Below are 18,071 nucleotides of genomic sequence, written 5' to 3' on the forward strand. Positions count from 1 at the left end.
TGATTTAGGGTACTTCAAAAAAACGGACGCTTTTGTCTCGAAATAAAAATTTTGACTTCACGATTCATGGATTCTTAAATAGCAGATAAGCTAATTCATATTTTTGGCAAGTTGATTATTCTATTTCAGGCTCCTGATCAGGACTAAGTCTTTGCAATCTCATCAAAGTTGCTCTAATTTGAGGAAGATAATATGCTTAAATTAACAGTTGACTCCATATTCAATCTCTCTATTTTGCCAGCACTCATTGAGATGTATTGCCTGAAAAGAGCATCAATCTCAAATTTTGCTTTGGATACCGAAATTTAAAAATCAATTTTGATCTACATACCGGTGCAAATTTAATCCATTCTCGCGCTTGCCCTAATTCCGTTTTGTGTGTTTCAGGGTCAACAACTTGATAGATACAAGCTTGAAATCAACCATTCAGGAAAACTCTTCTAACAGAAAAGATAACTGCACCATTTGAAGGAATGCAATGTAACTATTTAGATAAAAGGGAATTAAACAAAGAAGCATACTCCGTGTTGAATAATGTTTAACTTAGCTGAATAATGCCTACAGAGTGGTTTGATCTGGAGTTTATTGGCCAAAAAGTGGAAGTGAGCGGTACCAACCGCTTTTGGTTCCGCAAAGTGGATGCTGAACCGCTTCATTACCTACCCGGTCAGTTTCTGGTATTTGATCTACCCACAGGAGAAAAGAGGGCTGACAGATGGCGCTCTTATTCTATCGCGAATATTTCTGACGGATCAAACATCGTTGAGATCTGCGTTACGTTTAAAAATGGAGGAAAAGCCAGCGATTATCTTTTCAATGAGATCAACAAAGGTGATATCATTTCCTGCAAAGGCCCTGATGGCAGCTTCCTGTTACCAGAAAATCATGATCAGCATTTGGTTTTTCTCGCGTCCGGTAGTGGCATTGTTCCTTTTCGCTGTATGCTGCAGGACATGAGTTATAACGGCAATCCTTACAAAAGCATCACCTTATACTTTGGTGTCCGCAAGGAAAAGACTATCCTTTATCGGGAAGAGCTGGAAGATTGGGCACACTTTGTGGACAAATTCACCGCACACATTTGTTTTTCCCAAGAAGAACATTTACCTAAATCAAGCTCCGAATTGCAGTATCATTTGGGTTATATCCACCCTATTTATCTCGCCGATCTCACTAAAAAAGCAAAACTCAAGAACACTCATTTTTTAGTTTGTGGCTGGTCCATCATGACCGATGAAGCCTTAACTCATCTCACCAATACATTGGAAGTTCCCAAAAATAAAATACAGTGTGAACTCTATGGGTAATCCTTTGCCGGAATACACCATTTATTCAATAAATCTATCTGCGGATCACAGCAGAGAGCTGTTGTTCGTATTGTGAGATCAATCTGTTGATCAACTTATCTATTTCTTCACTGTTCAACGATTTTTCAGTGGATTCAAAATGTAACTGTATTGCCATGGATTTTTTGTCGGCTCCAAGTTGATTTTCATTTTCATAAATGTCGAACAGACCGACTCCCTTCAATAATTTTCCACTGTTCTTCTGTGCTATAGTCTTCAACTGCGCAAAGCTAACGGATCGATCCACTACAACGGCCAGGTCCCGTCTTACAGAAGGGAACTTGCTCACTTCTTGATATTTCACTCCAGGGGCATTTTGCTTTTTGGAAAGCCCTTTGAGATAAATCTCCGCATAAAAAACGGGCTTTTTGATATCAAAACTTGAAGTAAGATTCTGCTTTAGATATCCGGCTTTTGCCAGAATGGACTGGTGTTGCTTCCATTCTGCACAATAAGCAAACTGGGCATCACCGTTTTCTAAAATGGATAATTCCGGATTGATCCCACAACCCGTGAGGATGGAATCCACAAGGCTTTTGATAGAAAAGAAATCCTGTTGAGCTGGTTTTGGCAGGGACCAAATAGAAGGTTCTACTGAACCACAGGTCCATATACCAAGTTTGGCGGTTTCCTGGATCTGTTCTTTATCTCTGGTGTAATCTTTGCCGAATTCAAACAATTTTAAGTCTGTCTGTTGCCTGTTTTGGTTAAATTGAATAGCCTCCAGGCCTCCCAGAACCATACCCGGTTTCATCACGTCCAGATGCACATTGGAGGTATTATGGACATAGATCAATTGCTCTTCAGTCCACACAGCTGTTTTCTTGCATAAATCCGAAGAGCTCAGAGAGAGGGATATGATTTCGTTCAGGCCCCAACTACTGAGCTTGTCGGAGAGTTGTTTTTTGAGTTGATAAGTTGATGCTATTTGTTGAGGAAATGACAATTGAATTTTGTCAGGTACCGGAATTTTGTCCAGACCGTACACCCGGCACACTTCTTCGATTACATCTGCCGGTCGGGTGACATCGGCTTTGTTGGTAGGGACATGGATCACCAGAGCGCCATTGCGCTCATATTTGATCTCCATATCCATAGCAAACAGAATGGACTTAAGTTTTTCTGTATCCAGCTGAATTCCACTCCATTTTTTGACCTCTTCCGTCTCAAGATGGATTTCTGCAGGCTTTACTTTCTCCGGATAAATATCGATGACAGGAGCTGCCACTTTTGCATTACAGCATAATTTCAACAGATAGACTGCTCTTTGCAAGGCTGTGATGGTTGCATTGGGATCTGAGCCTTTTTCAAAGCATTTGGCTGCCTGGGTTCTAATATTGTGTCCCATGCTACTCAATCTGATTGAAGAAGCCTGGAAGTGAGCCGACTCTAAAAATACGCGTTTGGTATTGTCTTTTATACCGGACTCCAGTCCACCCAAAACACCTGCAATGCAGAGAGGCTTATGATGCCGGTCACAGATCATCAGATCCGAACTTCTCAGCTTGCGCTCCTGCTGGTCCAATGTAGTAAAGCTTGTCCCCTCTGCCAATGTGCCAATGTGGAGACAGTGTCCCTCGATCCTGTCATAGTCAAATGCGTGCAGGGGTTGACCCATCTCAAACATGACCAGATTGGTGATATCGACGAGATTATTGACCGGATTCTGCCCCATCGCTTTGATTTTCTCTTCCAGCCATGCCGGGGAAGGAGCTATCGTTACATTGTCAAGGCAGATTCCGGAATACCGAGGACAGCGGTTTGTATCTTCTACGACTACCTCAAAGTCCAAAGGACCCGTTTCAACTGCCAGCGCATCCAGAGGTGGAAGGTTGATTTGCATTTTTGGGTCGCTGTGCACTCTGTACCATGCCAGCAGATCTTTGGCAACTCCCATGTGATTGGTAGCATCTGATCTATTGGGCGTCAATCCTATCTCGAGGATGACGTCAGACTTCAGCCCTAGCGCTTCAGCTGCCGGAGTCCCCGGAAGAAGAGCCTGATCATGCAAAACCAGGATCCCATCGTGGGATTGCCCCAAACCCATCTCATCTTCTGCACAAATCATTCCCTCAGAAACTTCACCGCGCACTTTGGCTTTACTGATTTTGAAAGGCTCGCCGGCAGAGGGATAAAGTGTCGTGCCGACCGTTGCTACAAGTACCAGCTGTCCGGCGGCTACATTGGGCGCTCCGCAGACGATACTTAGACTTTCTGCAGCTCCGACATCCACTTTGGTAAGGCTCAGTCTGTCAGCCTGTGGATGCTTTACACATTCAAGGACGCGACCAACCACGATGCCTTGAAGTCCTCCTTTTACGGCATCAAGCTGTTCCATGCCCTCAACCTCAAGGCCTAAGCCGGTAAGTCTGTCTGCTATGAATTCAGCAGAATCGTTTATAGGCAGAAGTTCTTTTAACCAAGAAAGGGAGATGCGCATGGGAGCAGATTTTATACTGCAAAGAGAAGGAATATTTCTAAAAACTCCCTGATTTTCGTCCTTTTTTCGGTAAAAGGCGACATTTGCAGGTATGGCAAAAGCAAAAAAATCTTTCGGACAGCATTTTTTGAACAATCAGAGGACCATAGACCGCATCGCCGGGCTGATCCTCTCTTATGCAAATGCGCATATATTGGAGATAGGTCCGGGGAAAGGAGCGATCACCCATTCACTTATAAACCATGTAGAGCATTTCAAGGCTGTAGAGGCTGATCGTGACATGGTGGAATACCTGCGTCAGCATCTAGGTTTGACTGAAGACCAGCTCATCCCCGGTGACGTCCTACAGTTGGATTTCAACCGCGTGTTTGATTCGGAAGAATTTGTGCTTTGTGGCAACTTTCCATACAATATTTCTTCACAGATTGTCATTAAGACTTTGGAAAACACTCCACTCATTCCCTCTATGATCGGCATGTTTCAGAAAGAGATGGCACAGCGAATTATAGCCAAACCCGGAACTCGGGAATACGGCAGACTGGCTGTATTAACCGGCCTGATGTATAAGGCAAAGATTGCGTTTGATATCAGTCGGGGCCAATTCCAACCACCACCTAAGGTGGAGTCTGCCATGCTTGTACTCGAGAGATTGCCGGAAGCGCTGACACGATCTGACTGGTCGTTGCTCCAGAAACTGGTAAGGTCGGCATTTCAATTCAAAAGAAAGACCCTGCGCAATAATCTCAAGTCCTTGCCGGGCCTTCCACAGGATATTCTGTCAGACCGCTTTTTCGACCAAAGACCGGAAGATGTGAGCCCTCAGGAGTATCTTCGCCTTGCAAAGGAGTTTGAACGGTTAAAAAACAATACCATATGAATTTTCAAGAAAAAATAAATCAGGACCTCAAAGAGGCCATGAAAGCCAAAGACGAAAAAGCGCTGCGCGGTATCCGAGCCATCAAGGCCGCTATCCTGCTAGCCAACACCGATGGTTCCGGTCAGGAACTCACAGAAGAGCGCTCGATCGCCATCCTGCAAAAACTGGTCAAACAGCGTCGTGAATCCTTAGACATATACACCAAACAACAGAGAGAAGACCTTGCCGCCATCGAGCGAGATGAGATCACTATCATCGAACGATATCTGCCCGCTCAGCTTGATGAAGCCGAACTACGTCGCATCATTCAGGAGATCATCACTGCCACAGGAGCTGTGGATGCAAAGGACATGGGCAAGGTGATGGGAGCAGCTACCAAACAACTGGCAGGTCAAGCTGACGGTAAGGTGGTGTCCGCTATCGTCCGGGAATTGTTGTCAGGGGGCAAATCCTAGAAACAAGCATTGAGCTTCATGCAATAAGTCCTGTATGGCTGCGTTGGCTTGTAAGTTTTAGAAAAATTTTATTTATCTACGAACATTATCGTACATTTGTCAAAACTAATTTACCAATGAATAAAAATTATCTATTTTCAGGTATTGTACTCTTTTGCTTGCTGATCGTGACATCTGATTTGTCAGCTCAAAAGAGAGGCAAGCGTCCCGGCGACATGAAAGCTACGGACTCCGCAATATCCATCAGTCCTGATGGAAAAGTGACAGGACAAACCAAATCACCTGCCTCTAACATGTCAAAACCTGCTGCCATGGGCACAGCGAAAAAAATTGCCTCGGTGGAGGGCATTACGGAGTACCAGTTGGACAATGGACTGAAAGTTCTCCTGTATCCGGACAATTCCAAGCAGACCATCACCGTCAATATCACCTATTTGGTAGGATCCAGACATGAGGGTTATGGAGAGACCGGTATGGCTCACTTACTGGAGCACATGGTATTTAAGGGTACCCCAAATCACCCGGACATCCCGAATGAATTGACCAAACACGGTGCCAGACCTAATGGTACAACCTGGTATGACAGAACAAATTATTTTGAGACATTTTCTGCTTCTGAAGAAAATTTAAGATGGGCACTCGATCTGGAATCTGATCGCATGATCAATTCCTTTATTGCCAAGAAAGACCTCGACAAAGAAATGAGCGTGGTGCGCAATGAATTTGAAATGGGTGAAAACGACCCGAGCGGAGTGCTCCTCGAGCGTGTCTTGTCGACTGCCTTCCTCTGGCAAAACTACGGCCAGTCCACTATCGGTGCTCGATCAGACATTGAAAATGTGCCCATTGAGAGGCTACAAGATTTTTATAGAAAATACTACCAGCCGGACAATGCGGTGCTCACTGTAGCCGGAAAAATCAATGAAGAAAAAACGCTCCAGCTTGTCACCGAGTACTTCGGAAAATTAGCAAGACCAACACGCCAGTTGATTCCGACTTATACTGCCGAGCCCACTCAGGACGGAGAGCGCAGCGTCAGCTTGCGTAGAGTGGGTGATGTCCAAGCCCTAGCATGCATGTACCATATTCCTCCGGGGTCACACCCACATGCAGCAGCTATGGATGTATTGACTGAGATCATGACGGCAGATGGATCCGGCAGGATGTACAAATCTCTGATAGAGACCAAGAAGGCTTCATCCCAGTTCGGCTGGTGCGCTACACTCAAAGAACCGGGATTCACTTATTTCGGCGCCCAGGTAAGAAAAGAGAGTTCTCTTGAAGAGGCCAAAAACACCATGCTCAAGACCTTAGATGAGGTCATCTCTACGCCTGTGACGAAGGAAGAGGTAGAGCGTGCTAAAGGTACTCTCCTGAAAGACTTCGAGCTTCTGCTGCGCAACACAGAACGCGTAGGGACGGCGATCAGTGAATTCATCGGAATGGGTGACTGGAGGCTTGCATTCATCTACAGGGACAACTTACGCAATACCAAACCTGAAGACGTGCAGTTGGCTGCGATAAGTTATCTCAAGCCTTCCAACCGAACCATAGGAATGTTTTATCCTGAATCGAAGCCGGATAGAGCTGAGATACCTACTGCTCCGGATATTGCAGCACTGGTGAGCAGTTACAAAGGCGATGCGCCGATCGCTCAGGGAGAAGATTTCGACCCTTCTCCGACGAATATTGAAAAAAGAACTAAAAGGGGCCAGGAGCCCAATTCTATCAAATATGCATTGCTACCTAAGCTCACCAAAGGCAATCTCGTCAATGCAAGCGTACAACTGCGTTTGGGTGACGAAAAAAGCCTGAATGGTAAGTCGATGATCAGTGATGTCGCTACCGAAATGCTGGACCGGGGCACTACCACCAAGACCAGACAAGAGATCAAGGATGCTTTCGACAGACTGAAAGCAAGGGTGAATTTCTACGGAGGAGGAGCCAATGTCAATGCCAGTATCCAGACGACCAGAGAAAATCTACCTGAAGTCCTGCGTCTCGTAGCTGATGTTCTCAAGAATCCGGAGTACAGCCAGAAAGAATTTGAAGAGCTGAAGAATGAACGACTCGCTCAGATCGAGGAGATGAAATCCGATCCTCAGTCACTCGTGTCCAATGCCTATTCCAGACACCTCAATCCATATCCTAAGGGAGATCCTCGTTATGTCAGCACACCGGACGAAGAGATCGCCGACCTGAAAAATCTGCAGCTACAGGATGTGAAGGACTTCCATAAGAATTATTATGGAGCAACCAACGCCACTATGGCTGTCGTAGGCGATTTTGACGAGGCAGAAATCAAAAGCATCATTCACAATGAATTCGGCAGCTGGAAGTCAGCTACACCGTATAAGCACCTCGCAGATCCTTACGTTGCTGTCAAGCCGACCAATATAAATTTGGAGACACCGGACAAAGCAAACGCGATGTTTCTGGCAGGATGCAATCTGGAAATCAAAGATTCAGATCCTGATTACGCAGCGATGTTGCTGGGCAATTATATCCTTGGAGGAGGCTTCCTCAACAGCAGGCTGGCTACGCGTATCAGGCAGAAAGAAGGATTGTCCTATGGTGTGGGATCACAATTCAACGCCAACGCTGTTGACAAGTCCGGAGGATTTACAGCTTATGCCATATATGCACCTGAAAACCGAGACAAGCTCGAACAAGCATTCAAAGAAGAAATAGATCGCATGCTCAAAGACGGTTTTACTGAACAGGAACTCAACGATGCCCGCAACGGGATGCTCCAGTCACGCCAGGTGAGCCGATCGCAGGATAACCAGCTGGCATCTATGCTCAACAACATGTTGGACTTAGATCGCACCCTGCAGTTTACCGAGCAACTTGAAAATCAAATACGCGCACTCAAAGTAGACGATCTCAATGCAGCGATGAGGAAGCACGTAGACATCAACAAGATCAGCTTCTTCAAAGGCGGAGACTTTGCCAACAAACTGAAGAAGCCTTAATACGGCAATTTTGTTTGACTCATAAAAAACCGGGTGGCAATCAATACTAATTTGGTTGCCATCTTTTTTTAGTGGTGTCCGGGAGTACCCCTTGCGAGGCAAGGGTCGCCGTCCTGCGTGGTTCGCTATTCGCTCCGTCAGCCGAGTGCGGCTGACCTGCTGCGCAGCACTCCGGCCGGCTCACTCGAAGGAAAGAAGTCTGAGAAAATAATCCTGAATCCACCCGGCAAAATGAGACAAAATCCTCCTTATATTTGCTTGTCAAAGCTCAAACCGCCCTTAAAAATGAAAGGAAACCCTGGTCACATAGAAGATATCTACGCCATAAAATACATACGCCATAATGGCGTATATATTTTATGGCGTAGATAAAGATGTTAGCAGAAATCTAAAAAAACAATATGAACTCAATTTTATTAGATAATCAAATAATTAATGCACTTACCTTACTTGAATTTAGAGTAATTAAAGCTAATAATCTTGGTTATTATGATATTAATAGAAAAATCCAAGGGTATCTAGGTAAAATTATTGATGTTGTGTACTTTGAAGGAAGGCAAGAAACTATTGAACTAGATAAAATTCAAGCCAATTATCCTGCAATAGATTTGGCGAATTACAATAAAAAAACAGTTTATCAAATTACATCAGAAACGAACACCGATAAAATTTACGAAACCTTATCTAAATTCACTAAATTAGAAGAATTTGAAACTGGCAAACTTGGTGAGATTAGATTTTTAATTTTGAATAAAATCAGCTACACACCAAAAGTTTTGAAAAACATAGCGGATAAATTTAATGAAAAAGGATTGTTATTTTCAAATAGCACTTTAATGACCATCCCAATGTTGGAAAATGAAATATCCAAGTTAAGTAATATCAAAAAAGAACTTTTAGTGAGCTTGTTAAATGAAGAATTGCAAAATCCTGACAAAAATTTACAATTTGCAACACTTAAAGACATTGAAGATTTAAAAGACCTTTATGGAAAATATAGATTTAAAGATATTGGTAGAATTGAAGATGCAAATGATGAGAGACACTCCCAAAAATTAGCAGAAATTCTCGGGATTGACGTTGAAGAGCTCGAAATGCTTGACTATGATATACAATTCATTGATAATGATAATGGTGTTAACTCGACAATTTATGTATTTAAACCTGATGATGATACAGCAGGAATAATTACAAGAATCGATGGAATAAATGATAATAAAATTGAAATTTTTGATTGGGAGTGGTACGATGAAGAAGAAAATAAATAGAAATCTGATAACAATGCACTGGACGTACAGACTTGCTATCGCTGCGTCCGTAGCCAGTGCTAGACCGTTAGCTCTCATTAAAAAAAAATGAAATACCCAGAATTAAATAAACTCAGAGCAATAAAAGATGATTCTTCGATTGAAGAAATTATACAAGCATTTAAAGACATTAAAAGCTTCTATTGTAATTTTCCAACAGTACCTGAAAAATCATATTTATTTCGAACAAGATTAGGTGATAAAAAGCTTGAGCCAAAGGATAGTTCCGAATTATCATACAATCCCAATAAAGAATATGTGGGAATCGGAAGGGCTAATCCAAAGAAATACCCTGTTTTTTATGGTTGCACACATCCCTATTTTAGTAGGGAAGAACAAACAACTGCTATCAATTTAGCATTAAGGGAAGGTTCTGGAATTTTTAGAACACCCAAATTAGTTAATGAATATGAAATTGGCTGCTTTAGCAGATGGACTACGACCAAACCACTAAGATGTATTGCTTTTTTTAATCATGATTATGGAGAAAATGCAAATGAGCTCATATTAAAATATAAAGAGGATTTTAGAAAAGATATTTTTGAGAATTCTCCTTTACCCGAAAGAGATTGGGAAATCCATAAAATTATAGCAAGCTATTTTGCAAAAGAGTTCAATGAGAATGACCCGAACAAATATAGATTAAGTTCATTCCTCTCAAAAAATTATTTTGAAAAGGGATTTGATGGAATTATTTTTCCGTCTGTAATTGGTAATGCAAAAGGAATGAATATTGCTATTAAGTATTCAGCAGCAGATTCTTTGAAATTAGATTATGTTGCCCAAATAGTGAATGTGAAAAAGAATGGCTTGTTTAGTACGATATACGTAAAACAGGCAAAGAACATTAAAGAGAATATAATTGAGCATTGGGAAAATGCAAAATAAAAAAACGAGAGCTAACAAAGTATATGACGGCCATGCCCAGCAAAAGCTGGTCACTCCGCATATACGAGAGCGTTGTGTCTCATTGAAATAAAAGAAGTACCATGAACGACTTAATTCATACAAAATTTAAAGAAGCAAATCAAAAGCTTGAAAATGGGGATATAATAGAATTTGGAAAATGTTTGATAGATTTATATGCTAATCTTACATGTAATTGTTATTTCCGAGACCAAAAAGAAGTTGATTATGAAAGGCAACTAGAGTTAGTTTGCAAACACAGTGGAAATCAAAATAATTTTTATTTAAATCTGGCAAAAGGATTTATCTATTTGAGAATAAAAAATGAAAAAGAAGCGTATACATACTTAACTAAAGCAATTGAAATAGACAGTTCCTGTGATGTACCTTATTCGCTTCGAGCCTCAATTGAACCTGAAATCAATGCGTTATATGAAGAAGATGCTAAAACGGCTGTTCTTCTAAATCCATCAGCAAGGAACTATTTTGATTTAGCAAATTCTTATGATTACAAAAACGATGAGTCAGGCTTAAAAAATTCTTCAATCTATTTTGGTAAAGCAATAAGCTTAAGACCTGACTTCGCATGTGCTTATAATAATCGAGCAATAAGATTACAAAGCAACAAGGATTTACAAGGTGCTGTTAATGATTATATGAAATGTATCGAAGTTGATAAAAAACATTGGGCATATTATCAACTTTGGTTCTGTTTGGACGAATTGAAAAGATATGATGAAGCACTAAAATATATAGAAATTGGGGCAAAAGTTCATTCAGACGATATCAGTTACCAATTCGGACTTGGAGTTGCTAATACAAGAATTGGAAACTATGAAGCTGCAATAAAACTTTATGAAAGATATTTAAAAGATAACCCCAAAAATTCAAGTGCTTTGGGAAATATTGAAATCTGCAAAAAAAATATTAAAAATCAAATTCTCATCAATGCTAAGGAATCATATAAAGTAAGAGATTACAAACAAGCAAATGACTTATTTGAAAAATACATTGAAGACGAGACTGATTTAAATGAAGATGATTTATATTTATATCTGCTCTCAATGCTAAAGAACAATAATTCTGAGACATCACTAGATAATACTAATCAAATATATAATAGGTTGAATACCTTGAAATCTTCATATTCTCAGAAATTAGAAAATGAAGATGAATTAACTGAAGAAGAAGAAAATGCTAATAAATTAATGGAGTATCAATCAAATTATAGGGTTGGGTTTGGAAACTATGAAGGGCAAAATCTTTCATCAATTATTAACGAAGACCCAGAATATGTATTATGGTGCATTATTAATCTTGACCATTTCTCAATAAATAAGGCATTGTTTTTAAATCCTAAATTAAGGAACGAACCGCTTTTCTTATCAGCCTTGGAGCACAATTTAATTAAAGAACAAATTATTGAAAAATGGACACCAGGTGATGATGATTACGACTATGGTAGTCGTGATGAATACTATGACGACTATCATGATTACGAGAGAGATACTTTTGACGCTTTAACAGATGGTCAATTAGGTGATTGGGATGAATTTGGGGGCGATATTGATGATATAATGACATGGCTCGGAAGATAACAACGAGCCACAACATTTTGTATAAATAATGGCAGGCAAAGTGCTAAATATCAAGGTTTGTAGCCCGCTCAAACTTCTTACCGGTTTAACAGGAAAGAAGCCCTCAATCTGCCACTACTCATACAATTTACCGTATATGCACCTGAAAACCGAGACAAGCTCGAACAAGCATTCAAAGAAGAAATAGAGCGCATGCTCAAAGACGGTTTTACTGAACAGGAACTCAACGATGCCCGCAACGGGATGCTTCAGTCACGCCAGGTGAGCCGATCGCAGGATAACCAGCTGGCATCTATGCTCAACAACATGTTGGACTTGGATCGCACCATGCAGTTTACCGAGCAACTTGAAAATCAAATACGCGCACTCAAAGTGGACGATCTCAATGCAGCGATGAGGAAGCACGTAGACATCAACAAGATCAGCTTCTTCAAAGGCGGAGACTTTGCCAACAAACTGAAGAAGCCTTAATACGGCAATTTTGTTTGACTCATAAAAAACCGGGTGGCAATCAATACTAATTTGGTTGCCATCTTTTTTTAGTGGTGTCCCGGAGTACCCCTTGCGAGGCAAGGGTCGCCGTCCTGCGTGGTTCGCTATTCGCTCTGTCAGCCGGGTGCGGCTGACCTGCTGCACAGCACTCCGGCCGGCTCACTCATAGGAAAGAAGTCTGAGAAAATAATCCTGAATCCACCTGGTAAAATGAGACAAAATCCTCCTTATATTTGCTTGCTAAAGCTCAAACCGCCCTTAAAAATGAAAGGAAACCCTTATCACATAGAAGATATCTACGCCTTTATGGCGTAGATAAAAGTGTTACCGGTCATGCTAAAAGACGACAGTGCAAATAGAAAACGACAGAGAAAATGAAAATAAAAGCCAACGCTTCGACAAAATCAAAAGAGGTGCAATCCGAAACACAAAGCCAACTCGATTGCACCACATTTGCTTTTGCCCTATCGCACAAAACCCTACTTCAAACAAATGCAGTATAAAGCAGGATACTTTTTAGAATCTGTTTGGAAGGAATTAAAAAATCTTTCAAAAGACGAAGTTGATGATTTAAAACTCAAAGGATTGTTGGAGAACCTGACAACTTTTGATGCTATTACAACTTTAAATTTGAACAGACCAGCAGATATCAATTCTTTGTTGGCAGTCGCTAACAATATTATTACTAGAGGAACTCCAACGCTTTGTTCAGTTTTTGTTGAGGAAGAAATTGCTAACTCAATGAAGCGTACTGAAAAGAAGATTGAATACGGAACAATAAAATTTCCGTTTACAAATTCTGACTACACGACAGAAGCTTTTTTCAATGCTTTGCATTTCATTTTACCGAAAACAGAAGCCACAGCAGAACAACTTTACACAGCCGACCTTGACAGTAACTTTGAAAAAAACTTTATCAATTCACTCATTCCAAGCGAACATTCCTATCTGAAACAATTATTTCAGCATCAGAGAAAAAGAAAAACACTTAATGAAACTGTTTACAGAGGAAGAGTTGATTTTTGTTTTGAAGTTCCATACTTTATTAATACTCCCGTTAAACCAAACAGATTTAGGGAAAATGTAATAATTAAAGGGAAGAAAAATTTTATAGTTGAAGTTGACGGAGCAGCATATCACACAGACACGATTGATGATTTGCGTGATTTTCAAATTAACGATATGCTGAATTCAGTCAGTAGAATAACGGAATTCAATTTAGGCAAGGATGTAAGTAAGCTAATTGAGCTACTGAAAGACGAGGAGTTTGTAAAAGTTGTGAGCAAGAATTTTAATTCAAGTTTGGACACGACTTTAAGCACACTTTTATTCACTCCTATTTGCATCGCAAGAATTCAAAAAATTCTGATTGAGTATTTGATTTGCAATTACGATTTGCTCAAAACAGAAAACAAACCGTTAAGTATTGCCATTATAGAACAAGATGTTCCTTGTGGGTCATTAGCTATTAAAGACCTAACACAATTATTTGAAAAATTAGTCGCATTAGAAAATAAAAACTTTTGGCTACCAGAATTTGAACTTACTGTTGTTGCAAGCAAAACATTTGAAAACTCTCCTTTAAAACCAATTGATACTCTCGAATCATTACCAATTTCTGAACACACGAAATTTGATTTAGTGATTGATGTTTCTGTTTTCAAGCGAGAAGGAATATTTAATTCTGATTTCGTTTCTTCACCAAATAAAATAACAATTCGCAGTAGCCATTTCACATTGAAAGAAACAATGAATACAGTTTGCTCCGCAAACCTTATTCATTACAGGGAGATTGCTAAAGCTATCAATAATGAAGAACACGAAATTGACCAAGAAGCAGAAAATATTTTAAGGTATTTCATTCAAAGTATTTTCAGAAAGGAAAATTTCAGGGAAGGACAATTACCAATTTTAAACAGAGCATTGGCTTGTAAACCTGTTATCGGATTACTACCAACAGGCGGGGGGAAATCTTTAACTTATCAGTTATCTGCATTGCTGCAACCAGGAATTACTTTGGTTGTTGACCCAATCCGTTCATTGATGAAAGACCAATTTGACGGTCTTTTAGAAATTGGAATTGACAAATGCGATTTCATCAATTCAACTTTGTCAACTTCCAAAAGAACCTTTATTCAAAAACACGAATTGCCTTTCGGTCAAAAACAGTTTATTTTTTTAAGCCCTGAAAGATTCGTAATTGAAGATTTCAGAACAGCAATCAATACAACAATTTCAAATAAGAACTATTTTGCTTATTGCGTTATTGATGAAGTACATTGCGTTTCAGAATGGGGTCACGACTTCAGAACGCCATATTTGAATTTAGGAATCAATGCACAGGATATTTGCAAAACCAAAACAGGTGACAAGGTTTTTTTATTTGGGCTGACTGCAACCGCCTCTTTTGATGTCTTAACTGATATTGAAAGAGAACTACAAATTGGAAAAACAGACGGTAATGCTGTAGTAAGATATGAGAACACTCTTAGAGATGAATTGAACTATCAGATAATTGAGACTGAAGTATTTCTTAAGGATAAAACAGGGAAAAGCGAACCGATAAAAGAACATTGGCAAATCTCTGATGCAAGTTGGAAAAAATTTGTAGGAGGACTCAAACAACTGAGAATTGAAAATTCAATAATTAAAGGGGAAGAAAAAATCGCAAAATTTAATACTGAGCCAGTTTTAAGAGAACTATTAGAAATAACATTTAATCAATACTTACCAAGAAGTCAAAGAGAAAACTATATCAACAAATTCAAGGGAAAAGAAAGCCCTGAAAAAATAGCTTCTGATTTTTTTATCAGCGAAATGCTTCCAAAATTATTTATTGAATGGAAACCTATTCTTCAAAAGAATGGTGATGCTTTCAATTATGGCATAATCATTTTTTGCCCTCATAAAAATGGTGCATTAGGAGTAAAAGATGTTGCAAGCAATATTGAAATGAAATTGCCAACAGAAATCATTGGAACCTTTGTGGGTTCAAGTGATGATGATGATGTTTTTAAGAAGAAGAAGGACGGCACTAAAACAGAAGATGAAATTTCTTTTGAGAATTTAAAGTTATTCAAAGAAAACTTGCAGTCCATAATGGTTGCAACAAAAGCGTTTGGAATGGGAATAGACAAACCCAACATTCGTTTTACATATCACATCAATACTCCTTCTTCAATTGAATCCTATGTACAAGAAGCAGGTAGAGCAGGTAGGGATAAAAAAGTTTCTATCTCAACAATATTTTACAATAGACAACTATTTATCAATACTGATAAAAAGCTAACATACATTGGAAAAGAATCCAATGACAGTAGTTTAAACCGCAACTCATTTTACAATCTTGACCGAGATGTTTTGCTTTATTTCTTTTATAATTCATTCCGAGGAATTGATAAAGAAATTGTGATGATAAACGAATTGCTAAATGAGATTTATGCACCGCTTCTGACCAATCTCAAAACCCTTGAAGTATTTATCAATGAGAATTTAGCTGATGAAGATGTTGTTCTTGATTTGCCAAATACGGACAATCCAACATTTGAAAGAACCAACTACATTTTTATAAAAAATGGAAACACCAATATTGGATATGTGAAACTTAATCCTTTAAGAACTCAACATAATTCGGAAATTGAAAACTATATTAGGCGAGAAATAGAATCAACATCCTTTGTTACAAAAGATGATTGCCGTAAATGGTTAAGCAGTATCAATACAAACAATATTTCAAAAGAAGGTATTGAAACAATTTTCAAGAAGAAAAAAATTGACGAAAGCATAAACATCCTAATCCCGTTTGAGAATAAGTATCATTCAAAGATCGACAAAAATAATTTTCCAAAGCGGATTACAGAAAATACTTTAAGTCGTGATTACGTTGCTCTGCTCTTAAGCAACAAAACATTACTTGATATTCAATCATCTTCTATTCCTTACAATTTATTTATTGAAAAGGTTTTAAACGCACTAAATGAAAATTTAGATTTTATTGAATTCATAAATTCTTTTGACAATCTTCATCCAACAAGCAAAGACTTGCTAAATAATGATTTACAGCTCAAAGATTTCTATTATAGTCCTCGTTCTAAAGCGGACACTGCTAAAGCAGTTTACCGCTTGAATTCCTTAGGAATTATTGACACTTACACAATAAATTATCAAGACAAATATTATTCTGTTTCGGCAAGGAAGAAATCTGTTTCTAATCACTTTCAGATTTTAGAAGAACTATTTACTCGTTACACTTCGCAACAAAGAGCCAAATTATTAGTTGAAAAAGTAAAGGAAGGACAAAACGGAAGAAGCATTTATAAAACTTGCACAGTTGCACTTACAAATTTTGTTTATGATTTAGTTGCAAAGAAAAGATTGCAAGCCATTGATGATATGATTGACCTTTGCGAAATGTCTCAATCAGAAATTGAAACATTGACAGGGGAAAAAATTGAATTGCCAAAGAATCCTACATTTCAGAATCAAGTTATCAAGGAAGAAATTTATTACTACTTCAATGCAAAGTATTCACGAAAGGACAACGAAGCAATAGAAAAAGGAATTAATGTTCCTGCTTCATTACATTACGATTTTAATAGATTGAACTTTGAAGAATTGGTTTGGAAATACATTGACTTAACTGATACAGATGAAACGGGAGAGTTCAGAACTAATGTCAAACACCTTAGAGGTTCATCTCAAAAAATGTTGCGAGCTTACCCTGAAGTACCCGAATTTATGGTTCTTAAAAGTTTCAGTTTATTTATCCTTTCAGAAACAACACCCAGTTTATTGGAGGATGCAAAAGATGAAATTGTGAAGGCCTTAGAATTGCAAAACTTGGAAGGAGATGAATTGATAGATTTCATAGTAAGGTTTAATGCGAGTGTAAAAAGACAATATCAAGGAGCAGAGATTGAAGAAGCGTTCAATGAAATCTTAAGTGCCGCCGTATTAAATAACCAACTTAAAAAACTAATCATTTTTAATAATAAATTTTTAGAAGCCAATGTCAATAATTGAATTAGAAAAATCGCTTACCGAATTGCATAAGGAACTTGCAAGGTTATCACCCGCAATCAAACTTGCTGAAAAAGCTGTTGAAACAATCGACTTAGCAAAAGCCATTCCCGAAAGAAATCAACAACTTATTAAGGAACTCAAAGCAGTTTTTGTGAATCCTGATGAAAGTGAGAAAAAGGAATTTGTAAATGTTTACACAAGCATAAAAAAATTGTTAAGTGAACTTGACGAGGTTAAAGAGTCAATAAGCGAATACGGAAATAAAATTACCGACTTAGTTGAGTATCTCAAGAACAACGACATTCCTAAAAAGTTAGAAGCAATCAACTTTCAATTGACAAGCATCAACAACTCTTTGTTGGCAGTGCAGGGTCAGCTTAATGGAATACAAAGTTCAATAAATAATATTTCCAATACAGTTAACAATATCAAACAAAACACCGACAAGATTATAGTTGATGTAAAGAACTTAAAGGAATCATTCGAAGAAAAAATAAAAGCATTTGAGAATTCCACAACTCAGAAGTTTCAAGAGATTGTAAAACGACAAGACAAGCAAGACAAAGAATTAAAAACTTTAAAAACATTACTTTTTATAATTTGTGGATTAATTGTAATCGGAACGATTGCTACAATAATTGTAATAAAATAGC

13 protein-coding genes are annotated in these 18,071 nt (G+C 38.8%); 12 read left to right on the forward strand and 1 reads right to left on the reverse strand.

Annotated elements, in window-relative coordinates; translation table 11 throughout:
* Positions 1–554: 554 nt before the first annotated feature.
* Positions 555–1,307, forward strand: coding sequence for an FAD-dependent oxidoreductase (locus IPI99_03385; GenBank protein MBK7339555.1), 753 nt, complete (start codon positions 555–557; stop codon positions 1,305–1,307).
* Positions 1,308–1,341: 34 nt separating this feature from the next.
* Here the strand turns inward: IPI99_03385 and IPI99_03390 are convergent, their stop codons facing one another.
* Positions 1,342–3,786 (reverse strand): phenylalanine--tRNA ligase subunit beta, encoded by a 2,445-nt coding sequence (locus IPI99_03390; protein ID MBK7339556.1) that lies wholly within the window; start codon positions 3,784–3,786, stop codon positions 1,342–1,344.
* A gap of 91 nt (positions 3,787–3,877) precedes the next feature.
* Here IPI99_03390 and rsmA point away from each other — a divergent pair, with 91 nt between their 5' ends.
* The 11 genes from rsmA (at position 3,878) to IPI99_03445 (ending at position 18,070) form a co-directional block, all read left to right on the forward strand.
* Complete coding sequence (gene rsmA, locus IPI99_03395; GenBank protein ID MBK7339557.1) at positions 3,878–4,663, forward strand: ribosomal RNA small subunit methyltransferase A; 786 nt, start codon at positions 3,878–3,880, stop codon at positions 4,661–4,663.
* Positions 4,660–5,118, forward strand: coding sequence for a GatB/YqeY domain-containing protein (locus tag IPI99_03400; GenBank protein ID MBK7339558.1), 459 nt, complete (start codon positions 4,660–4,662; stop codon positions 5,116–5,118). Before rsmA ends, IPI99_03400 begins: the two co-directional genes overlap by 4 nt.
* A gap of 215 nt (positions 5,119–5,333) precedes the next feature.
* A complete protein-coding gene (locus IPI99_03405) occupies positions 5,334–8,093 on the forward strand; it encodes an insulinase family protein (protein MBK7339559.1) in 2,760 nt (919 codons plus the stop codon).
* 117 nt (positions 8,094–8,210) lie between these two features.
* Entirely contained in the window at positions 8,211–8,465 is a 255-nt protein-coding gene (locus IPI99_03410; GenBank protein ID MBK7339560.1) for a hypothetical protein, read from the forward strand.
* A gap of 29 nt (positions 8,466–8,494) precedes the next feature.
* The gene (locus tag IPI99_03415) at positions 8,495–9,361 is read left to right on the forward strand and encodes an SMEK domain-containing protein (protein ID MBK7339561.1); all 867 of its coding nucleotides are present in this window, start codon (positions 8,495–8,497) and stop codon (positions 9,359–9,361) included.
* An 87-nt stretch (positions 9,362–9,448) separates the two neighbouring features.
* The gene (locus IPI99_03420; GenBank protein MBK7339562.1) at positions 9,449–10,288 is read left to right on the forward strand and encodes a hypothetical protein; all 840 of its coding nucleotides are present in this window, start codon (positions 9,449–9,451) and stop codon (positions 10,286–10,288) included.
* Positions 10,289–10,389: 101 nt separating this feature from the next.
* The gene (locus IPI99_03425) at positions 10,390–11,904 is read left to right on the forward strand and encodes a tetratricopeptide repeat protein (GenBank protein ID MBK7339563.1); all 1,515 of its coding nucleotides are present in this window, start codon (positions 10,390–10,392) and stop codon (positions 11,902–11,904) included.
* Positions 11,905–12,012: 108 nt separating this feature from the next.
* Entirely contained in the window at positions 12,013–12,375 is a 363-nt protein-coding gene (locus IPI99_03430) for an insulinase family protein (protein MBK7339564.1), read from the forward strand.
* A gap of 117 nt (positions 12,376–12,492) precedes the next feature.
* Complete coding sequence (locus tag IPI99_03435) at positions 12,493–12,711, forward strand: hypothetical protein (protein MBK7339565.1); 219 nt, start codon at positions 12,493–12,495, stop codon at positions 12,709–12,711.
* A 177-nt stretch (positions 12,712–12,888) separates the two neighbouring features.
* Positions 12,889–17,418 carry an ATP-dependent DNA helicase RecQ gene (locus IPI99_03440; protein MBK7339566.1) on the forward strand — a complete coding sequence of 1,510 codons (4,530 nt, stop codon included), beginning with the start codon at positions 12,889–12,891 and terminating at the stop codon, positions 17,416–17,418.
* Positions 17,405–18,070 carry a hypothetical protein gene (locus tag IPI99_03445; GenBank protein MBK7339567.1) on the forward strand — a complete coding sequence of 222 codons (666 nt, stop codon included), beginning with the start codon at positions 17,405–17,407 and terminating at the stop codon, positions 18,068–18,070. The genes IPI99_03440 and IPI99_03445 overlap by 14 nt, the downstream gene beginning before the upstream one ends.
* Position 18,071: the final 1 nt, after the last annotated feature.

This window comes from Saprospiraceae bacterium, from assembly GCA_016710235.1.
GTDB lineage: Bacteria > Bacteroidota > Bacteroidia > Chitinophagales > Saprospiraceae > Vicinibacter.